The following is a 24,854-nucleotide window of genomic DNA, read 5'->3' as shown; positions in this document are numbered from 1 at the left end:
ATTTAAAAAGTGTTTTATCACTTTTGCATTTAATTGTTAAATATGTGCAGCTAATACAGATTAGTTTGTATTTTGTTGAACAATTTTTGTAAGATTACAAATAAGTACCTAATTTTACACTAATACTAAAAATAAGAATGATGAAAAGAATAGCATTAATATTATTTGTCGGTTTATTTACCTTCGCCGTACAAGCACAAGATAAAACCGCAAAGATTAAATTTAAAACAGAAGTAATTGATTACGGAACTATCGAAAAAGGAGCGGATGGCGTTCGTGTTTTCGAATTTACAAACACAGGTGATGCGCCATTGGTTATCACAAGAGTATACTCTAGTTGTGGTTGTACAATTCCTAAAAAACCAGATGCACCAATTTTGCCTGGTAAAAACGGAGTTATTGAAGTGAAGTATGATACAAAGCGTGTTGGACCAATTAGAAAAACGATTACAGTATATTCTAATGCAGACGAGCCAACAAAAGCGATCAAGATTAAAGGAAAAATTGTTGATCCTAGCAAAGAGAAAAGTATTATGATGAAAGATAAAACGGAGATTTAATCGTTCAAATCATAAAAAACTATATGAAAATGTCTTGTCAGTTTGATAAGGCATTTTTTTGTTTTAAGTTTAAAGAACTCTCAGAAGTTATGATCGAAATATAAATTTGCAGATTTGTTACGAGCGGTAGTTTATTTAACCAAACAGAAGAGTCACATCTAAAAAAAACAAAGTGATATTTGTATTCTAAAACCTAAATCAGATTATAACTTAAAGTACTTCTTTGAGTCTAAATTCAAACTTTAAAACTAAATCGCCTCGAAGCACTTTTAGGCGCATTTTTTTATTTTCTTTTCCTTCCAACATTCCTGTCACCTTACTTAATGAAAGTCTATCTACTTTACGACCATTGATAGATACAATGATGTCACCTTCTTTGAGACCAGCAAGTCCAGCTGGTGAATCTTTCCGGATTTCAGCAATTTCATATGCTTTCACCAAGCTAAATTTATTGTAGTGTTCATATACAACGCTTACTTCTCCTAAATTTGTACTATTTCCTGCGCGTCCGTAGTTAGTATGAATAGAATTATTACGTTTTTTTACTTCTTGAATGACACGCATTCCATTATGTTGCAATTCAATTCCGCTCATATTGTATCGGAAAGGATCTGAAAAATATTTACTTTTCTTAAGGCGAATCCTTTGATTACCATAATCAAAAATGACTCTAAAACGTTTTAAAATTTCGCCGCCAATACTTCCATTTCGTTCTTTAAAGTTTTTCACATAAGCTATTGCTGTAGAATCTGGAAATGCTACTTTGGCGTTTTCAAAAGAAAAAATCCCCATATTAAACTTTTTTACGCGCGCTCGCATTCCATAAATACTTCCGCTTAATCCTCTTCCCAAGAAATCATCAAATTTCTTTTCAGGAATCGTAATTCCTTTCGCCGCTTCTTCAAAAAGCCACAAAGCATCACTTCCGCCAGAATCTATCAATAATTTCACGGGAACATCTGGTTCTTTATCTTCTTCAATCGCTACTTCAACATCAATATATGGTTTATTGTTTCGGAATGTAAGCGGTAAATCTGTACACTTTCTACAATTACTATATTCATAAGTTTCAGGATTGTGAAATTTTATTCGCTCTGTATTGTAGTTAATCTCCACAATAAAATCTTTAAACACATCATATCCAATAATTCCGTGTATAGGAATACCCAAACGCGTAGACATATTAATATCTTGGTCGAGAATGATATACAGTTCTAAATTTAGCTTTTGAATATCACCAACATTAAAAAAGTCTGATCTTGCTTTTACCGCTTCAATAGCTTCTCCAGAACCTAAACCACGAAGATGTATGCGTTCTTTTTGTTCAATAGAGAGTGAATCTCCAGGATTCAAACTAAACATAATTGGTTTATTTACACCTGAATCTAGCAGAAAAGACATTTCTACGCCATTAATCTCAACAGGTATTACAATTAAATTATTGATTAATTTAAATGAAACGGCTGCTTTGTCTTTTCCTGTAATAATTCTAAAACCATTTTGTGCTTGCGAAATACCGCAAATACAAATAAAAAGGATGATGATATGTTTTTTTATTGCTTGCAAGAGTTGAGAGGGAGTTTGGTAACATACTAATATACAAAATTTCCTTTTTCTATGCGAATATTATACTTTTTTTAACGTTGTTTAAAATGTCTAATATTTTATATAAATGTAAAATATATTTTGCAATTTTGTCATTCTTAAAACTCTAGATTATGCCAACTATTTCTAATAAAGGAATTGCCATGCCACAATCGCCAATTCGTAAATTGGTTCCCTATGCTGAAGATGCTAAAAAACGTGGTACAAAAGTTTTTCATTTAAATATCGGACAACCAGATATTAAAACTCCTCAAGTAGCCTTAGATGCTATCAAGAATAATACTATTGAAGTACTCGCATATAGTCGCTCTGAAGGTTCTGAAGAATACAGAACTAAAATAGCAGCGTACTACGCAAAAAATGATATTCATGTAACTGCCAACGATATTATTGTTACTACTGGTGGAAGTGAAGCTTTATTGTTTACGTTTGGAAGTATCATGGATGCTGGAGATGAAGTTATTATTCCAGAGCCATTTTACGCAAATTACAACGGATTCTCTACAGCATCTGGTGTAAAGGTTGTTCCTGTAATTTCTAAAATTGAAGATAATTTTGCATTGCCTCCAATTGAAGAGTTTGAGAAATTAATCTCTCCAAAAACAAAAGCTATCCTAATTTGTAATCCTGGAAATCCAACAGGATATTTATATTCTAAAGAAGAAATTCAAAAGTTAGCACGCATTGTAAAAAAACATGATTTGTTTTTAATTGCTGATGAAGTGTATCGTGAATTCGCTTATGACGGATTGACTCATTATTCAGTAATGGAAGAAGCTGGATTGGAAGAAAATGCGATTGTGATTGATTCTGTATCGAAACGTTATAGCATGTGTGGCGCACGAATTGGTTGTATTGTTTCCAAAAACAAAGAATTTATGGCTACTGCTTTGAAATTTGCTCAAGCGCGTTTATCGCCACCAACCTATGCACAAATTGCTAGTGAAGCGGCATTAGAAACTCCACAAAGCTATTTTGATGATGTCATTGAAGAATATGTAGAACGTAGAAATACCTTAGTTTCAGAATTACAAAAAATTGAAGGTGTTCGTGTAGCAAATCCGAAAGGTGCTTTTTATTGTATTGCCGAATTACCTGTAGAAAGTGCTGATGATTTTGCTCAATGGCTTTTAGAGAAATATGATCTAAATGGAGAAACTATTATGGTTGCGCCTGCAGCAGGATTCTATTCTACGCCAGGTATTGGTTTGAATCAAGTTCGAATTGCCTACGTATTAAAGAAAGAAGATTTAATTACCGCAGTAAGGATTTTAAAGGAAGCTTTAATCGCTTACAACGCCTAATTGTTTAAAAACGACTATTTGATTACTATACAACATAACGTTTCTTTAAAAGAATTCAATACGTTTGGTATTGATGCTAAGGCAAAATATTTTATTTCTGTTTCCAACAAGCAAGAATTGATTGAAGCTTTACAGCTACCACAATTTTCTGAATATTTTGTACTTGGTGGTGGCAGTAATATGCTTTTAACTCGTGACTTAGAAATTCCTGTATTACACATAAATTTTAAAGGAAAAGAACCTGTATTTGCTTCGTCAGATTTTGTTGGAGTAGAAATTCAAGCTGGAGAAAATTGGCATGAATTTGTCCTTTGGTGTATTGAAAAAAATTATGGCGGCGTTGAAAATTTGTCCTTGATTCCAGGAAATGTAGGAACTTCTCCAATTCAGAATATTGGCGCGTATGGTGTAGAACTGAAAGATGTTTTTTCTCACTGTACAGCAATAGATATTGAAACACAAGAAGAAAAAACATTCACGCTTGAAGATTGTAAGTTTGGGTATCGAAATTCAATTTTTAAAAATGAAGCCAAAGGAAAATACATCATCACTTCGGTTGTTTTTAAATTAACATCAAGTGTTCATAAACTCAATACTTCCTACGGCGCCATTCAACAAGAATTGGAAAGTAACAACATCACAAACCCAACGATAAAAGATGTTAGTGATGCCGTCATTGCCATTCGTCAACGAAAATTACCAGATCCAAAAGAAATTGGAAACAGTGGAAGTTTCTTTAAGAATCCAATCATTTCAAAAGCTGAGTTTGATATTTTACTACAGAAACATGAAAAAGTGCCGCATTATGTAGTGTCTGATACAGAAATTAAAGTTCCTGCAGGTTGGCTCATTGAGCAATGTGGTTTTAAAGGAAAACGTTTTGGAGATGCTGGTGTACATAAAAATCAAGCATTGGTATTAGTGAATTATGACAATGCTACTGGCGCAGAAATTTTAGCTTTATCCAAAAAAATACAAAAAACTGTTTTAGAGAAATTCCATATTACTATAGAAGCAGAAGTGAATGTGATTTAATACTAAAAAATATTCCCTAAAACCCAATTCATGTTAAAACAGATACAACTACTTTTCATCTTACTACTGTCATCAATCTGCGCAGCACAAGTACATGGTGAAAAAGAATTTCAAGAATGTGAAGTAGTTTTTAAAGACAGTACTTCGTTTGTTGGATTTTGTAAAATCAAAAAAAACAACCAAATCTTGTTCACTATGGATCGAGACAGCACTCCAGATACATGGGATGCAACAATGGTGAAAAGTGTTCGCTTATATAGAAGTTATCAAGATCAAGTACTAGAATACTGGAAAATAAATAAAAAAAGAAAACCAAAACTTCTAGAAATCCTTATTTATGGAGATGTCATGTTGTATGTACGAACCACAAAAAGACGCGTAAAAGATCCGAAAAAAACGATTGTTGAGGGAACTGACTATCATAAAGATTATAAATATAAAGATGCAGTTATTGGGTATTATTTGAAAAGAAAAAACACTGATGAATTAGTTCCTATCAAACTATCGTGGTCTGATAAAAATTGGAAGCGAAAAATGATCGCATATTTTAAAGATTGTCCACTTTTGGTAGAAGATATTAAAGACGATGCTTATGACAAAAAATCGATCAGGCAACTTGTCGAAGATTATAATGTGTACTGTACCGAATAGAATCTAGCAGAAAGTTTCGTATCAAATACATAAACTGCATTTACAACTCAACCGTAAAACACTTTGTCTATTTCTTGATTGGATATCCTTTCAGAATTTTCAGTATGATCATTCTAAAATAAGCTTCACGCTCTTCTGGCGTTGCTTTTTCTTTGTAATAGCCTTCCGCAATGGCTTGCCAATACAATTCATCTTTGCGAACATCTACAAAATCAAACACCAATTGTTGGTTGTGTTTTGATCCAACAGGCAAACCAATAGAAATTCCGCCGCCAACATTACGTCCACCACCGCCAACACCTACACCAACACCACCATTTTGATCGGGTTGAAAAGCGCTTGCTTCAATATTAATATAAAAATCGGGAGTTGCCGTTCGCACAAAACCGCGCGATTGCAGAATAGAATCTGCTTGACGAAACAGTCGTTTGTTATCTAAATCACTCAATCCAGTTTTAATATCAGGATAAAAATTATAGGTTTTATACGTTTCAAAACTTGTATTTCTATCATAATCATATACAACTCTTGGTGCTGTACAGCCTACAAACAAGATCAATAGTAAAAGTGTTCCTAAATACTTCATAGCGTTTCTTTTCATTAAAAACCAATCACAAGATAGCAATAATTATTCCACAAAAAATCCTGTTTCATGGGAAAAACAGGATTTTTAACTTTATATTATTATTTTAATTATTCTTTATCAAATAATGCTTTATGAATAAATCCAGCTACTATTGCTCCCAATATTGGCGCTACCCAAAACAACCAAGTTTGTGGCAAATAATCGCCTCCTGCAAATAATGCTTGACTTGTAGAACGTGCTGGGTTTACAGAAGTATTTGTAATAGGAATACTAATTAAGTGAATCAATGTTAGACACAATCCAATTGCTATTGGTGCAAATCCTTTTGGAGCTCTTTCGTTTGTACTTCCTAGAATCACTAATAAGAAAAAAGCTGTGAGTAAAAATTCAGCGACAAAAGCAGACATCATAGAATACTTATCTGGCGACAAGTTATCATAGCCATTTGCAGCAAAACCGCCTACATCTGTAAAACCTGACTTTCCAGACACAATTAAATACAGTGCTGCTGCTGCCAAGATAGCTCCGACGAGTTGAGAAACAATATAGCCAGGCAAATTTTTACCTGAAAACTTTCCTCCAGCCCAAAGTCCTATGGAAACAGCTGGATTAAAATGTCCTCCCGAAATATGTCCAACAGCATAAGCCATTGTTAATACGGTAAGTCCAAAAGCTAATGCCACACCAGCATATCCAATTCCGTAATCTGTGGTTGCTGCAAAAATTGCGCTTCCACAACCTCCAAACACAAGCCAGAATGTTCCAAAAATCTCTGCAAAATACTTCTTCATAATATATATGTTTTATTGATTAGTCTTATCAAGATATAGAAAAAAGTTTCCCCAACCACTTTAACTTACTAACAATTAAACATTTAAAATAGTTTTATTTATCGTTTCACCTTTGTTTATCACTTGTAGTCCTTTATTTTATTTTTTTGCGATTGTTAATATTTAATTTGAATATTCACGATTATCAATCTTACAAAAAATCGTATCTTTGCAAGACATTTATTGAAGACAAAATTCATAAAATAAAAGATAACAGATGAAACTTGCATTATTAACAATAGGTTTATTACTCTTAGGAGTTGCTGGAATTGCAATTAAGATTTGGGCGAAGAAAGATGGAAAATTTGCAGGAACTTGTGCAAGTCAAAACCCAATGTTAAATAAAGATGGAGATGCCTGTGGATTCTGTGGAAAAACTCCAGACCAGTTTGATACATGTTCTGAGCCACAACATCAATAAATAGTTTCCCTCACTATTCATGATTACGATACTTTTATATGCTTTTATAGCAATTACTGCTATTCAAGTAATTTACTTTTTACTTTTTGGTGTTTTTGCTTTTGCCAAGCCGCAACGAAATAAGCAACACAATTTGCCCATTTCCGTTATTGTTTGTGCTAAAAACGAAGCAGAAAATCTAAAAATTCTTGTTCCAGAACTACTTCAACAATCATATAAAAATTATGAAATTGTATTAATTAATGACGCTTCTTCAGATGGAACGCAAGATGTAATTGAACAATTTCAAAAAGAAAATGCCAACATCAAATTGGTGAATGTTGAAAACAACGAAGCTTTTTGGGGAAATAAAAAGTATGCCTTAACACTCGGAATCAAAGCGGCAACCAATGATTATTTAGTATTTACAGATGCCGATTGCACGCCAGTTTCCAAACATTGGCTTAGTGAAATGACACAGCATTTTTCTAGCACAAAAAAGATTGTAATTGGTTATGGCGCTTACGCTAGAAAAAAATATTCATTCTTAAACCTTTTGATACGTTTTGAAACCTTAATGGCTGCCATTCAAGCATTCAGCTATGCAAAATTGGGAATTCCATACACGGCAGTTGGACGAAATTTATCATATCGTAGAGACGAATTTTACAGAGTAAACGGTTTTGTAAACCATATGAAAATACGTTCTGGCGACGACGATTTGTTCATTAAAGATGCAGCTTCTGGCAAAAACACTGCCATTTGCTTTTCTAAAGATAGCTTTACAATCTCACAACCTAAAACAAGTTTTGGCTCTTGGTTTCAACAAAAAAGAAGACATGTAAGTACCTCATCACATTACAAGTTTATACATAAATTTTTACTAGGAACTTTCTATAGTACACAAGTACTTTTTTGGGCGCTAGCCATCTTTTTGCTATGTACAGAATTATGGATACTAGCATTAGGAGTTCTTGGAATTCGTGTCTTATTGCAATACTTTATCATCGGATTTTCAGCTAGTAAACTCAAAGAACAAGACACTTTATATTTGCTACCGATTCTTGAAATCTTTTTAGTTATCATACATTTTGGTATCTTTATAGCAAACAAGACTTCAAAACCCACGCATTGGAAATAGCCGAAACGATTCTGAAAGCATACATACAAAAAGCAAAATTGGGCAACCAAGTCGCTTTCAATTTCCTTCTAAATTCTTTTTGGAATGATGTATATGGTTTTCAATTAAAACGTGTGCAAAACGAAAACGATGCGGAAGATATTACCATTCAAACCTTTTCCAAAGCTTTTGATAAGATTGATACATTTGACGAAAAATACAAGTTTAAAACTTGGCTCATTACCATTTCTAAAAATGTACATATTGATTTTCTTCGCAAGAAAAAAAACTTGATAGAAACCACTCCAGAACAGGAAGAAGAGGTATATAGTATCATTGATGACGGACCAACTCCTGAAGATAAAATTATTACTGAGCAAAATTTAGCAAAGTTGCTACGGGATATTAAAAAACTAAAACCGCACTATCAGGAAATTATCAATCTACGCTATTTTCAAGAGTTGAGCTACAAAGAAATATCAGAACAACTCCAAGAACCCATGAATAATGTAAAGGTGAAATTGTTGCGTGCTAAGAAGTTATTGGCAGAAATCATTCAGAAACAATGAGCACTTCTTTTATCAAAAAACTCGGTCCAGGATTACTATTTGCTGGCGCAGCTATTGGCGTATCACATTTGGTAAATTCAACGAAAGTTGGTGCCGAATTTGGTTTTGGATTACTTTGGGCATTATTATTAGTCAACTTATTCAAATATCCATTCTTTCAATTTGGACCACGATATGCAGCTGCTACAGGCGAAAGCTTACTCGATGGTTACAAAAAGCTCAGTAAAGGCTTGCTTGTCGCCTACTTTATACTCTCATTTGCTACTATGTTTACCATACAAACTGCAGTTACCATTGTAACAGCAGGTTTGGCTTCACAACTATTTGGCATTGAATTATCGATGGAAATTTGGAGTACGATTATCACCGTTATTTGTTTGGGAATTTTAGCGATGGGACGTTATGCTATTTTAGACAAACTGATGAAAGTCATCATCATCACTTTAACAATAAGTACTGTAATTGCGGTTGTTTTTGCAATTTCTGATGGAAATGAAGCATTGACAGCCAGACAACTATTTCCAACAGAAGTAGGAGGCATTACACTTTTAATTGTTTTTATGGGTTGGATGCCAGCTCCGCTAGATATTTCGATTTGGCACTCACTTTGGGCAATTGAAAAACGTCAAGAAACAGAAAGTTTTACGCCAAAAACTGCGTTATTTGATTTCGATTTTGGCTATGTTGTCACCATCATTCTTGGTATTTGTTTCATGGCATTAGGCGCATATGTCATGTTTAATTCTGGCATACAATTTTCACCAAAAGGTGGTGTCTTTGCTTCACAACTTATTGATTTATACACTCAGAATTTAGGTAGTGGCACGTATATTATTATTGCTATTGCTGCATTTACAACCATGTTTAGCACAACTTTAACCACATTAGATGCTTCTCCTAGAGCTATGGCAAAAACGAGCCAGTTGTTGTTTGGAAAATACATCAAACACAGTTATATTTTTTGGATGTTAATTTTAGTGTTGGGAACTATTATCATTCTCACGCAATTCTTAGCTAAAATGAGCACTTTAATTTATGTCGCAACAGCATTGTCTTTTATCACAGCTCCTTTTTACGCTATTTCAAACTACATACTCATTACAAGTAAACATACACCAAAAGCTTGGCAACCTAAACTTGGATTACGTATTTTGAGTTGGTTGGGAATTTTATTTCTAACCGGATTCTCTGTTTGGTATTTGACAACAATTTAATTCTTGTAAACAATGAATTTAAACACATCAAAAAACAATAATTTCTAAAAACTATGGGACTTAATATTTCTGGAATTGTCATCAACAAAAATTATGAAAATGATCTAGCAAAACTGGAAGAAATTCTTGGAAAGCAATTGATTTTTGAAAAAGAAATTGTTTTTGAAGATACATATGAAAGTTTTAAGGATGATCATTATTGCGATGTGTATTATTCGAAAAATGGAACCTATATTTCTGTCTCGATGGAAATAGGTGCTTTTGATTTTTATGCAGACAATCAAGATGTACTATCTTTTGTCTTATCTGAAATGACAATGGTTTTCTCTATCAATTATGTAAAAGGCGGGAAGCTTGTGAGAACAATTGTTGAATCGGAAGATGAAATTCAAGAAGACGAAGGAACACCTTTAAAATTAGAAAGTACAGAAGAACATAAAGACGAACTTATCTATGCTTTGATTGAAGAAACACTTGGAGAATCTTTTCATGAAATAGATTTGGGAGCAAAATGCAAACGATATACATTTAAGTCATCAACTGCAGAAAAAATAGTTATTGATGACGCTTCTGCTTCTATTCAGACACCTAAAACCACTGCAGCTAAAAAACCTTGGTGGAAAATATGGTAGCGTGATTTTTGAATTGAAATATTAGAAATTTAAAAATTCACAAAAAGTAAATTGACGAAGTCGTAAATAACATTTTTTTAATCAGATTCTTTGTATCTTTGTATTTCATATTTTCAATGAATAGAAAAGCTGCTATGAGTATAGAAACTAAAGCAAGTGTATTGCCTCCTAAAGGAAAACCAAAATGGCTTCGCGTGAAGCTTCCGACTGGAAAGAAATATACCGAACTTCGCGGATTGGTTGACAAATACAAATTAAATACGATTTGTACTTCTGGAAGTTGTCCGAATATGGGCGAATGTTGGGGCGAAGGAACTGCAACCTTCATGATTTTGGGTAATGTTTGTACACGCTCTTGCGGATTTTGTGGTGTAAAAACAGGACGACCAGAAACCGTAGCTTGGGACGAACCAGAAAAAGTAGCCCGTTCTATTAAAATCATGAAGATTAAACATGCCGTTTTGACTTCGGTAGATCGTGATGATTTGAAAGATATGGGAAGTATCATTTGGGCAGAAACTGTAAAAGCGGTACGCCGAATGAATCCTACCACAACATTAGAAACTTTAATCCCAGATTTTCAAGGTGTAGAACGCCATTTAGATCGCATCGTAGAAGTGTCTCCTGAAGTGGTTTCACACAACATGGAAACAGTACGTCGTTTGACGCGTGAAGTACGAATTCAAGCGAAATACGATCGTAGTTTAGGCGTGTTGAAATATTTGAAAGATCAAGGAATCAATAGAACGAAATCAGGAATTATGCTTGGTTTGGGTGAAAAAGAAGAGGAAGTAATTCAAACGTTACACGATTTAAGTGAAGCGAATGTAGATGTGGTTACGATTGGACAGTATTTACAGCCAAGTAAGAAGCACTTACCTGTACAACAATTCATTACACCTGATCAGTTTGATAAATATCGTCAAATCGGATTGGACTTAGGGTTCCGTCATGTAGAAAGTGGCGCGTTGGTTCGTTCTTCGTATAAAGCGCATAAACATATAGATTAACATTTCGACTCCGCTCAATGTGTTTTGAGAGAGTTTCAAATTATAAATTTAAATTGAGCTAGTTGCTTTTGCTTCTGGCTTTTTTTGTGATTCTTTTTTTTTTACCACGAATGCACGAATTACATATGAAACGTCACTACGAGGAGTTTGCGACGCGGTAGTCTGCCCCTAAAAATATACTTAATTTTCTTTGAGTTTCAGTTTTGGGTGTTGGGAGTAATCAATTCAACATTTAAAATATAGCATTCAACATTCTGTTTGCTTACACTTTTTCACCACAAATGCAACGAATTACATATGAAACGTCACTACGAAGAGTTTGCGACGCGGTAGTCTGCCCCTAAATATATACTTGATTTTCTTTGAAATAGATTAGCACGTATTCTTCTGAAACACACGCAATAATGCTGTAAAGCACAGAGAAAGCCTAGCATCAGGTTCAATGCTAGTTTTATGAGGTTATTTGTTGGTTAAAAGCGGTTCTGAAGGGGCATTACCCCCTAAAAAGACCTAAAATAATAGGTTCTGAACCGCATAAAATAGGTTCACAATAGGGTCAAAGTCCTTTTGCAACCACTTCGAATAGGTTTAGAACTGCAATAAACCAGTTTGGAACCGAAAAAAAGTAGTAAACAAGCGTTTCAAACCACTTCCTTAACCGTTTTGTATGAGTATGGAACCTAAATTAAACGATAAAAAACCATTAGAAAAGTATTGACAACCAAAACACTCATAAACAGAAGCAACTACGTACTTTGACCGACTCAGCATTAAAAGAGTTTACGGCATGGCAGTCTCATTCTAAGAATAGTTAGAATGTACTAAGGAAATAGATTATCACAGGTCTTTCATTTTTTTACAACTCAATAGAAATCATTTATCATAAATCTGTTTTAAAATACACAAAACTGGCTATGCAATAATATTAAATATTTAGTTTATTGGTTTTTCAGAACACCATAGCATCTGTTCAGAACATTTAAAAGTTATGGAGCATCAAGTTATATATATTTGTTTGAATTACATGTATTTATAAACCCCAATTCTATTCACTTAACATACCCTAAACATGCAAAGACTATTACTTTTACTCGTTTTTATCACAGTAACAACTACTAATTATGCACAAGGCATTTTTAATAGTTCTATACACACTGCCACTAACTTTGGAAGTGTAAATTCTCCTGGTGGAGAACAGGTACAAAATGTAATTGATCAGAACTCAAATACAAAATTTTTAGATTTTAATGCCAATGACGGTATCGGTTTTCAAGTCGATATGTTAGGTGTTGTAAGTAGAGTCACGAGTATGGTATTTGTTACTGCTAATGATGCTCCAGAAAGAGATCCAACAAATTATCAAATTTTTGGTTCTAATGATGGCAGTAGCTTTACAAGCATTGCTACAGGTTCAATACCATGTACTTCAGCACGTTTATCTTCAAGAACATTTTCTTTCTCAGGAAATACAAATTCGTATACACATTATAGAGTAAACTTTACAGGAACTTGTGGTACGTCTAGCATTCTTCAAATTGCAGATGTGCAATTAGTTAACACTTGTAATATCGCAATCAATAGCCAGCCTCAAGATGTAAGTGTTATTGAAGGAAGTGATGCTAGTTTTACTGTTGCGGCTACAGGTGTCAACCTAATGTATCAGTGGTTTTCTAACGACACTTCTACAGCTTTAGTTGGCGAAACTAATGCAACACTTACGCTTAGTAATGTACAATTGACAGACGATGGTAAGCAATACTTTGTAAGGGCTTATAGCAGTAATTCTTCATGTTTTGAACAAAGTAATCCAGTTACTTTAACAGTGGATCCTTGTGATGTAGCCATCATGACTCCGCCTCAAGATGCAAGTGTTATTGAAGGTGGTGATGCTAGTTTTAATGTTGCGGCTTCAGGTACCAATGTTATGTATCAATGGTATGGAGAGGGAGAATCTATTACCAATAAAACCACCTCTGATGGATTAGGAAATAATATTTGTAGGGATATATACGAATCCAACGGCACTATGTATGTAGCTACAGAAGGCGGCTTATCCATCTCTACAGATGGTGGTAATACATTTACCAATAAAACCACCACTGATGGATTAGGGAATAATTCTTGTCAAGGCGTATACGAATCCAACGGTACTATTTACGTAGCTACACGTGGAGGTTTATCGATCTCTACGGATGCAGGAAATAGTTTTACCAATAAAACCACCACTGATGGATTAGGGAGTAATAGCTGTCAAGACGTATACGAATCCAACGGGACTATTTATGTAGCTACAATAGTTGGAGGTTTATCAATCTCTACAGATGGAGGAAATAGTTTTACCAACAAAACCACCACTGATGGATTAGGGAATAATACTTGTTATGGTGTATACGAATCCAACGGGACTATTTATGTAGCTACAGAAGGCGGTTTATCTATTTCTACAAATGGAGGAAATACATTTACCAATAAAACTACTACTGATGGATTGGGTAGTAATACATGTCTAGATGTATACGAATCCAACGGGACTATTTATGTAGCTACATCTGGAGATCTATCAATCTCCACAGATAGTGGAAATACCTTTACCAACAGGACTACAGCTGATGGATTAGGTAGTAATAGCTGTCAAGATGTATACGAATCCAATGGTATTATTTATGTAGCTACAACTGGAGGTTTATCAATCTCTACAGATGCAGGAAATACCTTTACAAATAAAACTACCACTGATGGACTAGGAAGTAATGACTGTAGAGGCGTATACGAATCCAACGGTACTATTTATGCAACTACATTTGGAGGAGGTTTATCTATTATCAGTCCTTTTGCTCCAATAGCAGGCGAAACCAACGCAACACTTACATTAAGCAATGTACAATTGGAAGATGATGGAAGCCGATACTTTGTAGAGGTGTTTAGTACACCATCATGCAGTGTGCAAAGCAACCTAGCTTTCTTGACAGTTAATCCTTGCGATATAGCCATTAATACGCAGCCTCAAGATGTAACTACTATTGAAGGAAGTAATGCTAGTTTTAATGTGGTAGCTTCAGGCACCAATAGTATGTATCAGTGGTTCAAAGAAGAAGAGCTTATTACCAATAAAAACCAAGCTGATGGATTAGGAAGTAATGTTTGTTATGGTGTATACGAATCCAACGGCACTATGTATGTAGCTACTTTATTTGGAGGTTTATCAATCTCTACAGATGGTGGAAATACCTTTACCAATAAAACCACAATTGATGGGTTAGGTAATAATTCTTGTCAAGGAGTATACGAATCCAACGGTATTATTTATGTGGCTACAAATGGTGGTTTATCCATCTCTACAGATGGTGGAAATACCTTTACAAATAAAACCACAGCTGATGGATTGGGGAATAATATTTGTAATGGAGTATACGAATCTAACGGTACTATTTATGTGGCTACAAATGGAGGTTTATCGATCTCTACCAATGGTGGAAATACCTTTACCACTAAAACCACTACTGATGGATTAGGGAATAATGTTTGTCAAGCTGTATACGAATCCAACGGTACTATTTATGTGGCTACAAATGGAGGTTTATCAATCTCTACAGATGGAGGAAATATATTTACCAATAAAACCACCACTGATGGATTAGTGAGTAATGAATGTACATCAGTGTACGAATCTAATGGTACCATTTATGTAACTACATTTGGAGGCTTGTCGATTTCTACAGATGGTGGAAATAGTTTTACCAATAAAACCACAGCTGATGGTTTAGTGGATAATCTTTGTACTGGCGTATACGAATCCAATGGTAGTATTTATGTGGCTACATATGGAGGCATGTCAATCTCTACAGATGGTGGAAATATCTTTACCAATAAAACCACAGCTGATGGTTTAGTTAGTGATAACTGTCAAGGAGTGTACGAATCCAACAGTACTATTTATGTAGTTGCAGGTGATCAAGTTTTTGGTGGCGGAGGTTTATCTATTATCTCCTCTTCTATACCATTAGTGGGCGAAACCGATGCAACACTTACGCTAAATAATGTACAATTGGCAGATGATGGAAGCCGATACTTTGTAGAGGTGTTTAGTAATTCAACATGCAATGCGCAAAGTAACCTAGTGACCTTAAACGTTAATACTTGCGATATAGCCATTAATACGCAGCCTCAAGATGTAAGTGTTACTGAAGGAAGTAATGCTAGTTTTAGTGTTGGAGCTTCAGGTAGCAACAATATGTATCAATGGTACAGAGAAGAAGAGCTTATTACCAATAGGACCACAGCAGATGGATTAGGGAATAATATCTGTATAGACGTATACGAATCCAATAGCACTATTTATGTAGCTACTTTATTTGGAGGTTTATCGATCTCTACAGATGGTGGAAATACCTTTACCAATAAAACCACAGCTGATGGATTAGGTAGTAATAACTGTCAAGAAGTATACGAATCCAACGGCACTATTTATGTAGCTACACAGGGAAGTTTATCAATCTCTACAGATGGTGGAAATAGTTTTACCAATAAAACCAGCACTGACGGATTAGGGACTAATAACTGTCAAGCTGTATACGCATACAACGGCACTATTTATGCAGCTACAAGCGGAGGTTTGTCAATCTCTACAGATGGAGGAAATAATTTTACCAACAAAACCACAGCTGATGGTTTAGGTGCTAATAACTGTCGAGATGTATACGAATCTAACGGCACTCTTTATATAGCTACAAATGGAGGTTTATCAATCTCTACAAATGGTGGAAATACCTTTACCAATAAAACCACCATTGATGGGTTAGGGAATAATTCCTGTCAAGGAGTATACGAATCTAACGGTACTATTTATGTGGCTACATTTGGAGGTCTATCAATCTCTACAAATGGAGGAAATACGTTTATGAATAAAACTACAGCAGACGGATTAGGGAGTAATGATTGTCAAGATGTATACGAATCCAACGGTGCAATTTATGTGGCTACAACTGAAGGTTTATCCATCTCTACAGATGGAGGAACTACCTTTACCAATAAAACCACGGCTGATGGTTTGGCTGGCAATCTTTGTCGAGGTGTATACGAATCTGACGGTACTACCTATGTAGCTACAAGTGGAGGTGGTTTGTCTATTATCAGCCCTATTATTACGCCATTAGTTGGTGGAACTAGCGCAACACTTACGCTAAATAATGTACAATTGGCAGATGATGGCAGTCAATACTTTGTAGAAGTATTTAATACTTCATGTAATGTGCAAAGTAACCTAGTGACCTTGACAGTGGATGAAACTTTAGGAGTTGACACTAATACTATCCTTGAAAAGCTAAGTCTTTATCCAAATCCTACACATAACGTATTAGCTATAACTGGACTAAAAGAAACTAAAGAGTATGTAATTTATGATATACAAGGAAGTGAGATTCTTCAAGGGAAAATTACAAACAATCAGCCTATCCATATAGAGAAATTACAATCAGGTGTTTATTTTTTAAAATTAAAAGATGTAGAAAACGTTTTTAAATTTATAAAGTTATAAGACACACAACTTATCAAGCTCTTAAAACACCTTGAGTCTGGTGTATCCATTAAAGAGCTTTGCAAAGAATTATAAATTTTAGGCTAGTTGCACTTCGCATCTAGCCTTTTCCTTTAACAATAGTGCGTTGTGCTGAACTTCATTCAGTCTTGACTCAGCATCTCATTATCTTTTTTAAATGATAGAGAAACTCTTCCAAGGCTAAAATCTCCTATGGTTTGCTCATGCTTGTCTTTATATTTTACGATTTTATGCTATACGGAACAACATACAAATTTGTAGAAAAAAATACGTAGTTACGGTAGTGTGTTTATTAAAAACTCCAAAGCTTTTAGTTGATAATCCGTATCGTGATACTCATTGGTTTTACGGAATTCGTGAAACAAAGGCAGCAAATCGTTGGCGAGAATAAAAAAGTACAATCCGTTTTTGATATTCTTTTCTTTTTCAAAATCTTGCTTATATCTTTGTAATTCGAGTTTTACGGTTTGTAATTCTTTTAGTAATTCTTGGTTGAGTTGCTTTTGAGTGATCATAATTGTTATTTAATATTTAGTAATACTATAATCCCCATTCAATAAATATCACTATAATTAAACACAAATAAAACTATAATTATATTTCAATAAATTTAGCATTACTATAATTTTAGTAGTTTTGCAACAATCATACAATCTCAATATGAACATTTTACGATTAAAAGAAGTTTTAAAGGAAAACAAATAACAGGTAAAGACTTAGCCGAAAAAGTGGACGTTACGCCTGCGAGTATTTCCAATATTGTACAAGGAAATAGTTTTCCAAAACCTGAACTTCTCCTAAAAATCGCGCAAACCTTAGATGTTGATATTCGAGAATTGTTTTATCCTACCAAAGAAAGTAATACTACTGTAGAAGATATTCAGAAAGCTATTGATACATTGGAACGGTTGAAGAAGGAATTTGAGTGATTTTCTTTTGGAGTTAAGAATCTAGATCGCTTTACTTCGACAGGCTCAGTGTGAACGCTGATGGAGTCTGGACTTTTTCTAAGGGAATTAATAGTTTCCAAGTACTTCTCGATACAATTTTTCGTCCCTCAAAATCACTCGAAGTGACGTTTGGTGTATATGATATATGATTTTTGATTTTTTCTCACTGTTATGTGATACTGAGTCAAGCTCAGTATGACGAAGATTCTCATCGAAACCATCTCAATACTCAATACTGATACCTCACTACTATCTAGGTTTCATAGTACTTCTCGATATATTTTTCTTTCAGAAAAACACTCGAAGTGACGTTGGTGTATAGTACGTCCTTACGAGGAAGAATCACGAAGTAATCTTTTTGTCATAGAACATTTCCGTTTTTTGAAGTTACAGATTGCCGCGTCGCTACGCTTCTCGCAAAGACGAATCAAAGAGAATTACTAAGAACAAAATAGATTCCAACGTCCATCTCGACTGCGCTCGATGTGACACGTAGGAAACCGAAAATTTGGCGTAACTAATGACAAAAAAAGAATGAGCGAAGCGAATTCAAAGAGCAAAGCGCCTCAAAAAAGTCTAAAAGCGCCAAAGCGTGTTCTAACAGCGTCAGCGTTCTAAGAGCAACAGCAAGTCTAGATCAACGGAATTTCATTCGGTTCAATATAGTTATTCTGAATAGCATAAATAACCAAACCTGCAATGTTTCTCGCTTCCGTTTTAATGAATAAGTTGTTTTTGTGACCTTCTACCGTACGTGGTGTAATGAATAGCTTCGCTCCTATTTCCTTGGCTGTTTTTTGGAAACAAATCAGTTTTAAAACTTCTATTTCTCTTTCTGTGAGCTTGTTTTTTTCAATTAACGTTGGTTTAGGGCTTTTGTGCGAAATCTGTTCGCGTAATACTCCTAATTGATCATCCATAAAATAGAATCCTTTGTCAAAGACTTCTCGAATGATTTCTAACAATTGTACTGGAGATATTCCTTTTGGCAAAAATGCTGAAACGCCTGTTTTTAGCATGAATCCCATAAAAGAACGTTTGTAATGAGAGGTCATTAAAATCACTTTAATACTAGGGTAATTTTGCTTTAAAAACTCCGTTACTTCTACTCCATTAATACCTTTCATATTTAAATCGAGTACCATCACATCGGGCAAGGCGCTTTCAACAGATAGTTTTTCCATCAACATTTCGCCACTATCTGCCGTATAGCAAACTTCCATCTTTTCTTGATTTCCTAAAAAATCTTTTAAAAGGGTTACGATTAATGCATCGTCATCTACTAGTGCTATTGTAATAATATCTTCCATCTTTTTTAATTTTTAAATAAAAACATATTTGAAGTTCCTTTTCCTATTTTCGATTTTACTTTGTAAACTCCTTTTAAGAATTGCACTCTAGTTTCTATGTTTTTGGTACCTAATCCTTTACTGTTTTTTGCTACATCATAACCTTTTCCATTATCACTAATGTACAAAGCCATGTAATTTTCTGTTTGCTTCAAGTGCAAATACATCTGTGTAGCTTCAGCATGTTTTATTGTATTTGTGATGATTTCCTGAATTAAACGTGTGATTTGCACTTTAAATTCTTCGGTATCATTTATTTCTGCTCGTATATCAAATATAGTTGTAATCAATAAATGTTGTTCCCACGGATCTAATAATTCTTTGATGAGCTCAGGAAGCTTCGTGAATTCTACCAATGGTGGACTTAAATCATGCGAGATTCTGCGTGCAACGGTGATACTTTCATGCAGAGCATCAATCGTTTTTTGATCTTTACTCGTGATTTCCTGCTGCATTTTTAGTGCCGTTAACTTTCCTATCAATCCATCATGAATATCTGCTGCAATGCGATGACGTTCAATTTCTTGTGTTTTTATCGTCGTTTCTAATAGATTCTTTTGATAATCTAACTGAATTGCAGCTTCTTTTTCTTTGGCTTTTATAATCTTCTTAAAGATAGTTCGTACCAAGAAAATAATACTTGTGAGTAAAATAATTACAAATAATGCTACAATAATAATCCAAAGAATTATTGTTTGAGGCTCTTTCCATGTTTCCATATAAAATGAGTTAAGTATCCATAAAAGATGATGAGAACAATTGCATTACTTACAAAAACATAATCTGCCATTTTACGATCTGCATTTACTAAAAAATTGAGTGGTAAAAATGCTAGAAACTGTATTGCAAAAAAGCACAAAGTCATGCTATTTAAGGATAAATAATGTGTTTCGTCTTTGTATAATTTCTCTTCATCTTTGATCAGTTCAAAAAAATAAATCAACGCTAAAACAACTATAAGTAATGTTGCCAATATTTTAGAATAGGGTTGAAAAAGCTTTACATCATACGCCTTGATATAAATAGAATCTGCCAAGGTGAGCACAGTACCAAAAATGGCCAAGCTTATAACTAGCCTTTTCTTTTTTATCAAACTATAATATAATTTCATAAAAACAAAAAGTTCTAACAACGTTAATACAAAAAACAAAAAGAGGTTGTTTCCTAAAAACTTACCCAAGAAGTAAGCTACCAAACTGATGATCAAGCTTCCTATTAAGTAATAACCCAATAGCTTTGTTATGTTGTCCAAACCATGGTACTTGTAAACAACAACACTCGTACTAAAAATTAGTACGAATGTTGGTGCATATGTTATGATATCAAAAAAATGGTTTAGATTCATTCGTTATTTTTTAAAGACTTTCTAAAATTCCAAAGTCAGATTCAGCAGTATCAGAATTTACACCGTTATCATACGGCGGAACTGGTCGTGCCATATCAGCATATCCTATTGTTCCTTCTGGAGATTGTACCATTGCATTCAGATAGTTACCTGTACTCGTATTTTGTACTACCAAATCAAGTGCATATTGATTGTTGATATTAGGATTTGTATTCGGTTTTAATGCCAAATAACATTCGTGGTTGTCATTCACAGTAAAATCTGAAGTATGAATTACTAACACTTGAGCTGCTTGTGTTACTTTCATAAGCCAAGCGTCTCTTAGTGTTTGATTGCACCAATTATCAATCCATGTAATCAATTCGTTGTTATTGTCATTGTTAATTGTTGTTTTACTTGCTCCTAATTGAGAGATTGGAAGATTAGAACTAAAAACACTTTTGCCTTTTACATCTGAAGCTGCTGGAATTACAAAAAATTCAATCTTTCCAGCGCTGTCCAACATAAAATACACATGCAGTATTTTAGATTGTTTTAGAGTTTCATCCAATGTCAATGAAAAGCTATTTCCACTATTTTGAAATAGCGAAATAATACCATCAATAGGCGCATCTTTTGCTAATGCACTCCAGTTTTCAATACCAATAATAGGGTCGGTTGATCCAGCCATAATAATTAAAGTTTTAAAAATTGTTCTGAATTTCAGAACAACTTAGGGGTTTATAAAATATTGTTCAAAATATATTAAAATAAAAACGAACTCTTACATTAATTTTTCATCTTTATTTTTTAATTGATACATACTTAAAACATTAAATGTGTAGACGAGTATTATATAATTCATTTTAACAATTATATATATGGCAGCACCTCTATCTTTATTTTTAAAAAGTTTTTTAGTACGAAATATTCAATTGGTCAAAAATTCCAAATTCAACATCATTGTCATATGGAGGCACAGGTCGCGCCATATCTTCAAATACAGAAGATTTATCATACGGCGTTCCATCTAATAAAAGCATTGGAATTTGATCTGGTCCTGTATTTGCGATAACCAAGTCCATGTTTCTGAATCCTAATTCATCATCAAATTTCAAAGCAAAATAACAAGCATGTACATCTCCAGCCTTAAAATCAGAAGCATCAATGCGAAAAGCTAAGGGTATTAAGTTTCCATTTTCTTGACTGTAAACATTATCGATCCATTTATCTAATTCATCTTCGTTTAACCAATTGTTAGCATTTTTAATTAAATCTTGATGATTGGCGAACGTATCTTCTATTTTACCCTTTGTAAATGATACACTTATAGGGATTAAATTTAAGGTATATATATTAATGTTTTCTGCTTTATCATTTGCTCCAGGAACTGCATATAATTTTAAAGCACCACCTGCATCAAGCCCTAGGTAAATATGAAATTTATCATATTGTGTAATGGTACTCAAATTTCCTGTATCAAGAATAAAATAATTTCCAGAAGCAGCTATGATTGATTTTAAATTTTCTTTGACATTTTCACCTGTCATTGTTTTATACCATTGTGCTATACTAGCAATTGAAGGAGTTACCACTTTAAAAGACATAATAAATTGAGTTTTATAACTTCCCAAAAGTATATTGAAGAAGTATACGGTTAATAATTTAGGGATAATAAAAAAGAAAATAGTCGCACATCTTATTCGATATAATTGCCTTTATATATTAATTCTCCCAGAACGAACAAACGACTTTTTATGTTACATTGTTAAAAATGACGACTATTTCTATATTCTTTTATTACACTGTAAATGTCTAAAATACATCATTATATCACACGCGTAATTTTACGTAACTTCTAGAAATGGTAAAAATTACATACATGTCCAAAATACACTTGGACAATCTTACCTACTTTATAAATACCGTAAAATCCACAGATACCTATTCATCAATAATGATCGAATTTTACATCGTAATCCGTCAAACATTTGACACAATTACAAAATAGCTATTATCAATATGCATAAAAGGTGAAATCCGAAAAACCTTATACTAAATAGAGTAGGAATTTAAAATAGTGTGATTATGCAAAATTCATCAAATACTTTCGTAAGAGATTCACTCAATGACGTAGGACAAGAACCAAATAATGGCGCTTTAAATGTAAGTCCAGACATTATTCCGCAACAAGAATCTGTAAATCCAGTTTTTGTTCAAGAAAGGTTTGGAGCTGAAACCTATCATCAAGATTTAGGACAACAAATAGAAGCTGGAGAAATTAATTATATATATGTCCGTGCTAAAAATCCTGTAGATCAACCACAAGCTGTAGAAGCAACTTTATACTGGGCACGTCCTAGTACACTGCAATATCCAGGAAGATGGAATGAAATAAGAAGACAGAAGATAAATTTTATAAATGATGGAATTTTGGCTGCTGCCGAACCATTTAATTGGATGCCTAAGCAACTTCCAGATGTAGGACATTATTGTTTAATTGTTGTACTTACTGGAAATGGCTTGCCTTCACTACCAGAATCATTTCCTTCAATAAATGCTTGGTGGCAATTCTGTAGAGATCACAATACAGTAGCGCAACGAAATATTGATATTGTTGACGTAAAAGATGATCCTGTTGAAAGGTTATTAGATATTGAAAATCCTGATGATCAAGTACAATTGTATCAATTTGAAGCTATTTGTAATGTTCCTCAAGGTTCTATAGTTTCTTTATTTTCGAATAGTATAGGAATAGATCCATCTATAGAAGTGAGAGATCGAAAAATTACAGGGACAAACAACGAACAAACCTTATATCCGCACCAATGCGATTTACCTGCACATTTTGAAGGTTCATTACAGTTAACATATGTACCAAACCCAAATGCTGAACCTGGCAATTATTCAATTACTGTAAAACAGTATTTAATTCAAAATCAAGAACGTAAACATGTAGGATCATATACATTTGAATATAAATCTTAGGATTACTTTTTTAGTCACATAAGCGTAATTTTCATCTTTTTGAAGATTGCGCTTTTTATGTTGAAGTCAATTCAATAGAAGAAAAAATCTAGTCCTATAAAGTAAGTCACAAAATAGAAGAAAGGACAGCTAAAAAAACCGTAATTTTGGATTTCTTAAAATAAAGAATACATATGATTAGAATTGCTATTAATGGTTTTGGAAGAATTGGTCGAAATTTATTTCGTTTATTAATCAATCATCCAAACATTGAAGTTGTTGTGATAAATGATTTGGCAGATACACGCACTTTGAGTCACTTACTAAAATATGATAGTATTCATGGTGTTTTACCAAATGAAGTGAGCCATACAGCTACCCAAATTTTAGTTGATTCAACAGCATATCCAGTGACCAATATTTCGACTATTGAAGAAATTAATTGGCAACCTTATAACGTCGATTTTGTTGTTGAAGCCACAGGGAAATTTAAAACAGAGACACTTTTAAATCACCATATTAAAAACGGAGCTAAAAAAGTAATTTTATCTGTACCGCCTCAAGATGATGCTATTAAAATGGTTGTCTTAGGAGTAAATGAACATATCTTAGATGGTTCAGAAACAATTGTTTCAAACGCTTCTTGTACCACTAACAATGCTGCTCCAATGATGAAAGTCATCAATGAATTATGCGGTATTGAACAGGCTTATATTACTACGATTCACTCATACACAACAGATCAAAGTTTACACGATCAGCCACATCGTGATTTACGTCGTGCGCGCGGAGCTAGTCAAAGTATTGTACCAACAACTACTGGTGCTGCCAAAGCATTGACTAAAATATTTCCTGAATTTTCAGATGTTATTGGTGGTTGTGGAATTCGTGTTCCTGTACCCGATGGCTCATTGACTGACATTACTTTTAATGTAAAAAAAGAGACTTCAATTGAAGCAATAAATCAAGCGTTTAAAAATGCCGCGGCAACCAATTTAAAAGGTATTCTTTCGTATACAGAAGACCCAATTGTTTCTGTTGATGTAATAGATAATCCGTACTCTTGTACCTTTGATTCTCTTATGACTTCTGTCATCGGAAAAATGGTTAAAGTCGTCGGATGGTATGACAATGAAATCGGGTATTCCTACAGATTAATTGATTTAATGTCATATATTTCAAATAAATAAGTAT

The 24,854-nt window shown here is 33.8% G+C and carries 23 protein-coding genes; 14 read left to right on the top strand and 9 right to left on the bottom strand.

What is annotated here, in order from left to right; translation table 11 throughout:
• Window positions 1-140 precede the first annotated feature (140 nt).
• Window positions 141-560 carry a DUF1573 domain-containing protein gene (locus tag ACOQOS_RS20295; RefSeq protein WP_420575167.1) on the top strand — a complete coding sequence of 140 codons (420 nt, stop codon included), beginning with the start codon at window positions 141-143 and terminating at the stop codon, window positions 558-560.
• 210 nt (window positions 561-770) lie between these two features.
• On the opposite strand, the gene ACOQOS_RS20290 is transcribed toward ACOQOS_RS20295, so the two are convergent.
• On the bottom strand, window positions 771-2,126 hold the full coding sequence (locus ACOQOS_RS20290; RefSeq protein WP_420572309.1) for an aspartyl protease family protein: 1,356 nt from the start codon (window positions 2,124-2,126) through the stop codon (window positions 771-773).
• Window positions 2,127-2,278: 152 nt separating this feature from the next.
• Between ACOQOS_RS20290 and ACOQOS_RS20285 the strand changes: the two genes are divergently transcribed.
• From ACOQOS_RS20285 to ACOQOS_RS20275, 3 genes are read left to right on the top strand one after another with little or no spacing between them, the layout of a single operon-like run.
• Window positions 2,279-3,469 (top strand): pyridoxal phosphate-dependent aminotransferase, encoded by a 1,191-nt coding sequence (locus tag ACOQOS_RS20285; protein WP_420572308.1) that lies wholly within the window; start codon window positions 2,279-2,281, stop codon window positions 3,467-3,469.
• A gap of 21 nt (window positions 3,470-3,490) precedes the next feature.
• On the top strand, window positions 3,491-4,504 hold the full coding sequence (gene murB, locus ACOQOS_RS20280; RefSeq protein ID WP_420575166.1) for a UDP-N-acetylmuramate dehydrogenase: 1,014 nt from the start codon (window positions 3,491-3,493) through the stop codon (window positions 4,502-4,504).
• A gap of 30 nt (window positions 4,505-4,534) precedes the next feature.
• The gene (locus ACOQOS_RS20275) at window positions 4,535-5,155 is read left to right on the top strand and encodes a hypothetical protein (RefSeq protein WP_420572307.1); all 621 of its coding nucleotides are present in this window, start codon (window positions 4,535-4,537) and stop codon (window positions 5,153-5,155) included.
• Window positions 5,156-5,222: 67 nt separating this feature from the next.
• Here the strand turns inward: ACOQOS_RS20275 and ACOQOS_RS20270 are convergent, their stop codons facing one another.
• The gene (locus ACOQOS_RS20270; protein ID WP_420572306.1) at window positions 5,223-5,741 is read right to left on the bottom strand and encodes a DUF4136 domain-containing protein; all 519 of its coding nucleotides are present in this window, start codon (window positions 5,739-5,741) and stop codon (window positions 5,223-5,225) included.
• Between the two features lie 107 nt (window positions 5,742-5,848).
• On the bottom strand, window positions 5,849-6,532 hold the full coding sequence (gene aqpZ / locus ACOQOS_RS20265) for an aquaporin Z (RefSeq protein WP_420572305.1): 684 nt from the start codon (window positions 6,530-6,532) through the stop codon (window positions 5,849-5,851).
• A gap of 256 nt (window positions 6,533-6,788) precedes the next feature.
• Between aqpZ and ACOQOS_RS20260 the strand changes: the two genes are divergently transcribed.
• From ACOQOS_RS20260 to ACOQOS_RS20230, 7 genes are all read left to right on the top strand, one after another.
• On the top strand, window positions 6,789-6,992 hold the full coding sequence (locus ACOQOS_RS20260; protein ID WP_420572304.1) for a membrane or secreted protein: 204 nt from the start codon (window positions 6,789-6,791) through the stop codon (window positions 6,990-6,992).
• 19 nt (window positions 6,993-7,011) lie between these two features.
• The gene (locus ACOQOS_RS20255; RefSeq protein ID WP_420572303.1) at window positions 7,012-8,112 is read left to right on the top strand and encodes a glycosyltransferase; all 1,101 of its coding nucleotides are present in this window, start codon (window positions 7,012-7,014) and stop codon (window positions 8,110-8,112) included.
• Window positions 8,103-8,660, top strand: a complete 558-nt coding sequence (locus tag ACOQOS_RS20250; RefSeq protein ID WP_420572302.1) for an RNA polymerase sigma factor — start codon at window positions 8,103-8,105, stop codon at window positions 8,658-8,660. The genes ACOQOS_RS20255 and ACOQOS_RS20250 overlap by 10 nt, the downstream gene beginning before the upstream one ends.
• Window positions 8,657-9,874, top strand: a complete 1,218-nt coding sequence (locus ACOQOS_RS20245; RefSeq protein WP_420572301.1) for an NRAMP family divalent metal transporter — start codon at window positions 8,657-8,659, stop codon at window positions 9,872-9,874. Before ACOQOS_RS20250 ends, ACOQOS_RS20245 begins: the two co-directional genes overlap by 4 nt.
• Before the next feature lie 53 nt (window positions 9,875-9,927).
• Window positions 9,928-10,506 carry a hypothetical protein gene (locus ACOQOS_RS20240; RefSeq protein ID WP_420572300.1) on the top strand — a complete coding sequence of 193 codons (579 nt, stop codon included), beginning with the start codon at window positions 9,928-9,930 and terminating at the stop codon, window positions 10,504-10,506.
• A gap of 134 nt (window positions 10,507-10,640) precedes the next feature.
• Entirely contained in the window at window positions 10,641-11,516 is an 876-nt protein-coding gene (lipA, locus tag ACOQOS_RS20235; protein ID WP_420572299.1) for a lipoyl synthase, read from the top strand.
• Window positions 11,517-12,585: 1,069 nt separating this feature from the next.
• On the top strand, window positions 12,586-17,049 hold the full coding sequence (locus ACOQOS_RS20230) for a T9SS type A sorting domain-containing protein (protein WP_420572298.1): 4,464 nt from the start codon (window positions 12,586-12,588) through the stop codon (window positions 17,047-17,049).
• A 296-nt stretch (window positions 17,050-17,345) separates the two neighbouring features.
• On the opposite strand, the gene ACOQOS_RS20225 is transcribed toward ACOQOS_RS20230, so the two are convergent.
• Window positions 17,346-17,585 carry a hypothetical protein gene (locus tag ACOQOS_RS20225; protein WP_420572297.1) on the bottom strand — a complete coding sequence of 80 codons (240 nt, stop codon included), beginning with the start codon at window positions 17,583-17,585 and terminating at the stop codon, window positions 17,346-17,348.
• A 213-nt stretch (window positions 17,586-17,798) separates the two neighbouring features.
• On the opposite strand from ACOQOS_RS20225, the gene ACOQOS_RS20220 reads away from it, so the two are divergent.
• On the top strand, window positions 17,799-17,999 hold the full coding sequence (locus ACOQOS_RS20220; RefSeq protein WP_420572296.1) for a helix-turn-helix domain-containing protein: 201 nt from the start codon (window positions 17,799-17,801) through the stop codon (window positions 17,997-17,999).
• 653 nt (window positions 18,000-18,652) lie between these two features.
• Here ACOQOS_RS20220 and ACOQOS_RS20215 read toward each other — a convergent pair.
• The 5 genes from ACOQOS_RS20215 to ACOQOS_RS20195 form a co-directional block, all read right to left on the bottom strand.
• Window positions 18,653-19,330, bottom strand: a complete 678-nt coding sequence (locus ACOQOS_RS20215; RefSeq protein WP_420572295.1) for a response regulator — start codon at window positions 19,328-19,330, stop codon at window positions 18,653-18,655.
• Window positions 19,331-19,335: 5 nt separating this feature from the next.
• Window positions 19,336-20,088 (bottom strand): sensor histidine kinase, encoded by a 753-nt coding sequence (locus ACOQOS_RS20210; protein ID WP_420572294.1) that lies wholly within the window; start codon window positions 20,086-20,088, stop codon window positions 19,336-19,338.
• Window positions 20,058-20,714 carry a hypothetical protein gene (locus tag ACOQOS_RS20205; protein ID WP_420572293.1) on the bottom strand — a complete coding sequence of 219 codons (657 nt, stop codon included), beginning with the start codon at window positions 20,712-20,714 and terminating at the stop codon, window positions 20,058-20,060. Before ACOQOS_RS20205 ends, ACOQOS_RS20210 begins: the two co-directional genes overlap by 31 nt.
• A 10-nt stretch (window positions 20,715-20,724) precedes the next feature.
• Window positions 20,725-21,384 carry a hypothetical protein gene (locus ACOQOS_RS20200; protein WP_420572292.1) on the bottom strand — a complete coding sequence of 220 codons (660 nt, stop codon included), beginning with the start codon at window positions 21,382-21,384 and terminating at the stop codon, window positions 20,725-20,727.
• A 226-nt stretch (window positions 21,385-21,610) separates the two neighbouring features.
• Window positions 21,611-22,300: a hypothetical protein gene (locus ACOQOS_RS20195; protein ID WP_420572291.1), complete on the bottom strand. Its 690-nt coding sequence runs from the start codon at window positions 22,298-22,300 to the stop codon at window positions 21,611-21,613.
• 481 nt (window positions 22,301-22,781) lie between these two features.
• Here ACOQOS_RS20195 and ACOQOS_RS20190 point away from each other — a divergent pair, with 481 nt between their 5' ends.
• Both ACOQOS_RS20190 and gap read left to right on the top strand, forming a co-directional pair.
• On the top strand, window positions 22,782-23,681 hold the full coding sequence (locus tag ACOQOS_RS20190; protein WP_420572290.1) for a hypothetical protein: 900 nt from the start codon (window positions 22,782-22,784) through the stop codon (window positions 23,679-23,681).
• Window positions 23,682-23,854: 173 nt separating this feature from the next.
• Entirely contained in the window at window positions 23,855-24,850 is a 996-nt protein-coding gene (gene gap, locus ACOQOS_RS20185) for a type I glyceraldehyde-3-phosphate dehydrogenase (RefSeq protein ID WP_420572289.1), read from the top strand.
• Window positions 24,851-24,854: the final 4 nt, after the last annotated feature.

The sequence above is a fragment of the Kordia sp. genome (assembly GCF_965224175.1).
GTDB lineage: Bacteria > Bacteroidota > Bacteroidia > Flavobacteriales > Flavobacteriaceae > Kordia.
Note: the sequence above shows the minus strand (reverse complement) of the source record. Positions and strands in the feature narration are given on the sequence as shown.

Excerpts from the sequence above, each read along its gene's own strand:
- ACOQOS_RS20295 (WP_420575167.1), top strand. The coding sequence starts at position 141 with ATGAAAAGAATAGCATTAATATTATTTGTCGGTTTATTTACCTTCGCC.
- ACOQOS_RS20225 (WP_420572297.1), bottom strand. The coding sequence starts at position 17,585 with ATGATCACTCAAAAGCAACTCAACCAAGAATTACTAAAAGAATTACAA.
- ACOQOS_RS20190 (WP_420572290.1), top strand. The coding sequence starts at position 22,782 with ATGCAAAATTCATCAAATACTTTCGTAAGAGATTCACTCAATGACGTA.
- aqpZ (WP_420572305.1), bottom strand. The coding sequence starts at position 6,532 with ATGAAGAAGTATTTTGCAGAGATTTTTGGAACATTCTGGCTTGTGTTT.
- ACOQOS_RS20210 (WP_420572294.1), bottom strand. The coding sequence starts at position 20,088 with ATGGAAACATGGAAAGAGCCTCAAACAATAATTCTTTGGATTATTATT.
- ACOQOS_RS20195 (WP_420572291.1), bottom strand. The coding sequence starts at position 22,300 with ATGTCTTTTAAAGTGGTAACTCCTTCAATTGCTAGTATAGCACAATGG.
- ACOQOS_RS20240 (WP_420572300.1), top strand. The coding sequence starts at position 9,928 with ATGGGACTTAATATTTCTGGAATTGTCATCAACAAAAATTATGAAAAT.
- ACOQOS_RS20245 (WP_420572301.1), top strand. The coding sequence starts at position 8,657 with ATGAGCACTTCTTTTATCAAAAAACTCGGTCCAGGATTACTATTTGCT.
- ACOQOS_RS20260 (WP_420572304.1), top strand. The coding sequence starts at position 6,789 with ATGAAACTTGCATTATTAACAATAGGTTTATTACTCTTAGGAGTTGCT.
- gap (WP_420572289.1), top strand. The coding sequence starts at position 23,855 with ATGATTAGAATTGCTATTAATGGTTTTGGAAGAATTGGTCGAAATTTA.
- ACOQOS_RS20230 (WP_420572298.1), top strand. The coding sequence starts at position 12,586 with ATGCAAAGACTATTACTTTTACTCGTTTTTATCACAGTAACAACTACT.
- lipA (WP_420572299.1), top strand. The coding sequence starts at position 10,641 with ATGAGTATAGAAACTAAAGCAAGTGTATTGCCTCCTAAAGGAAAACCA.
- ACOQOS_RS20205 (WP_420572293.1), bottom strand. The coding sequence starts at position 20,714 with ATGAATCTAAACCATTTTTTTGATATCATAACATATGCACCAACATTC.
- ACOQOS_RS20275 (WP_420572307.1), top strand. The coding sequence starts at position 4,535 with ATGTTAAAACAGATACAACTACTTTTCATCTTACTACTGTCATCAATC.
- ACOQOS_RS20215 (WP_420572295.1), bottom strand. The coding sequence starts at position 19,330 with ATGGAAGATATTATTACAATAGCACTAGTAGATGACGATGCATTAATC.
- ACOQOS_RS20200 (WP_420572292.1), bottom strand. The coding sequence starts at position 21,384 with ATGGCTGGATCAACCGACCCTATTATTGGTATTGAAAACTGGAGTGCA.
- ACOQOS_RS20285 (WP_420572308.1), top strand. The coding sequence starts at position 2,279 with ATGCCAACTATTTCTAATAAAGGAATTGCCATGCCACAATCGCCAATT.
- ACOQOS_RS20270 (WP_420572306.1), bottom strand. The coding sequence starts at position 5,741 with ATGAAGTATTTAGGAACACTTTTACTATTGATCTTGTTTGTAGGCTGT.
- ACOQOS_RS20255 (WP_420572303.1), top strand. The coding sequence starts at position 7,012 with ATGATTACGATACTTTTATATGCTTTTATAGCAATTACTGCTATTCAA.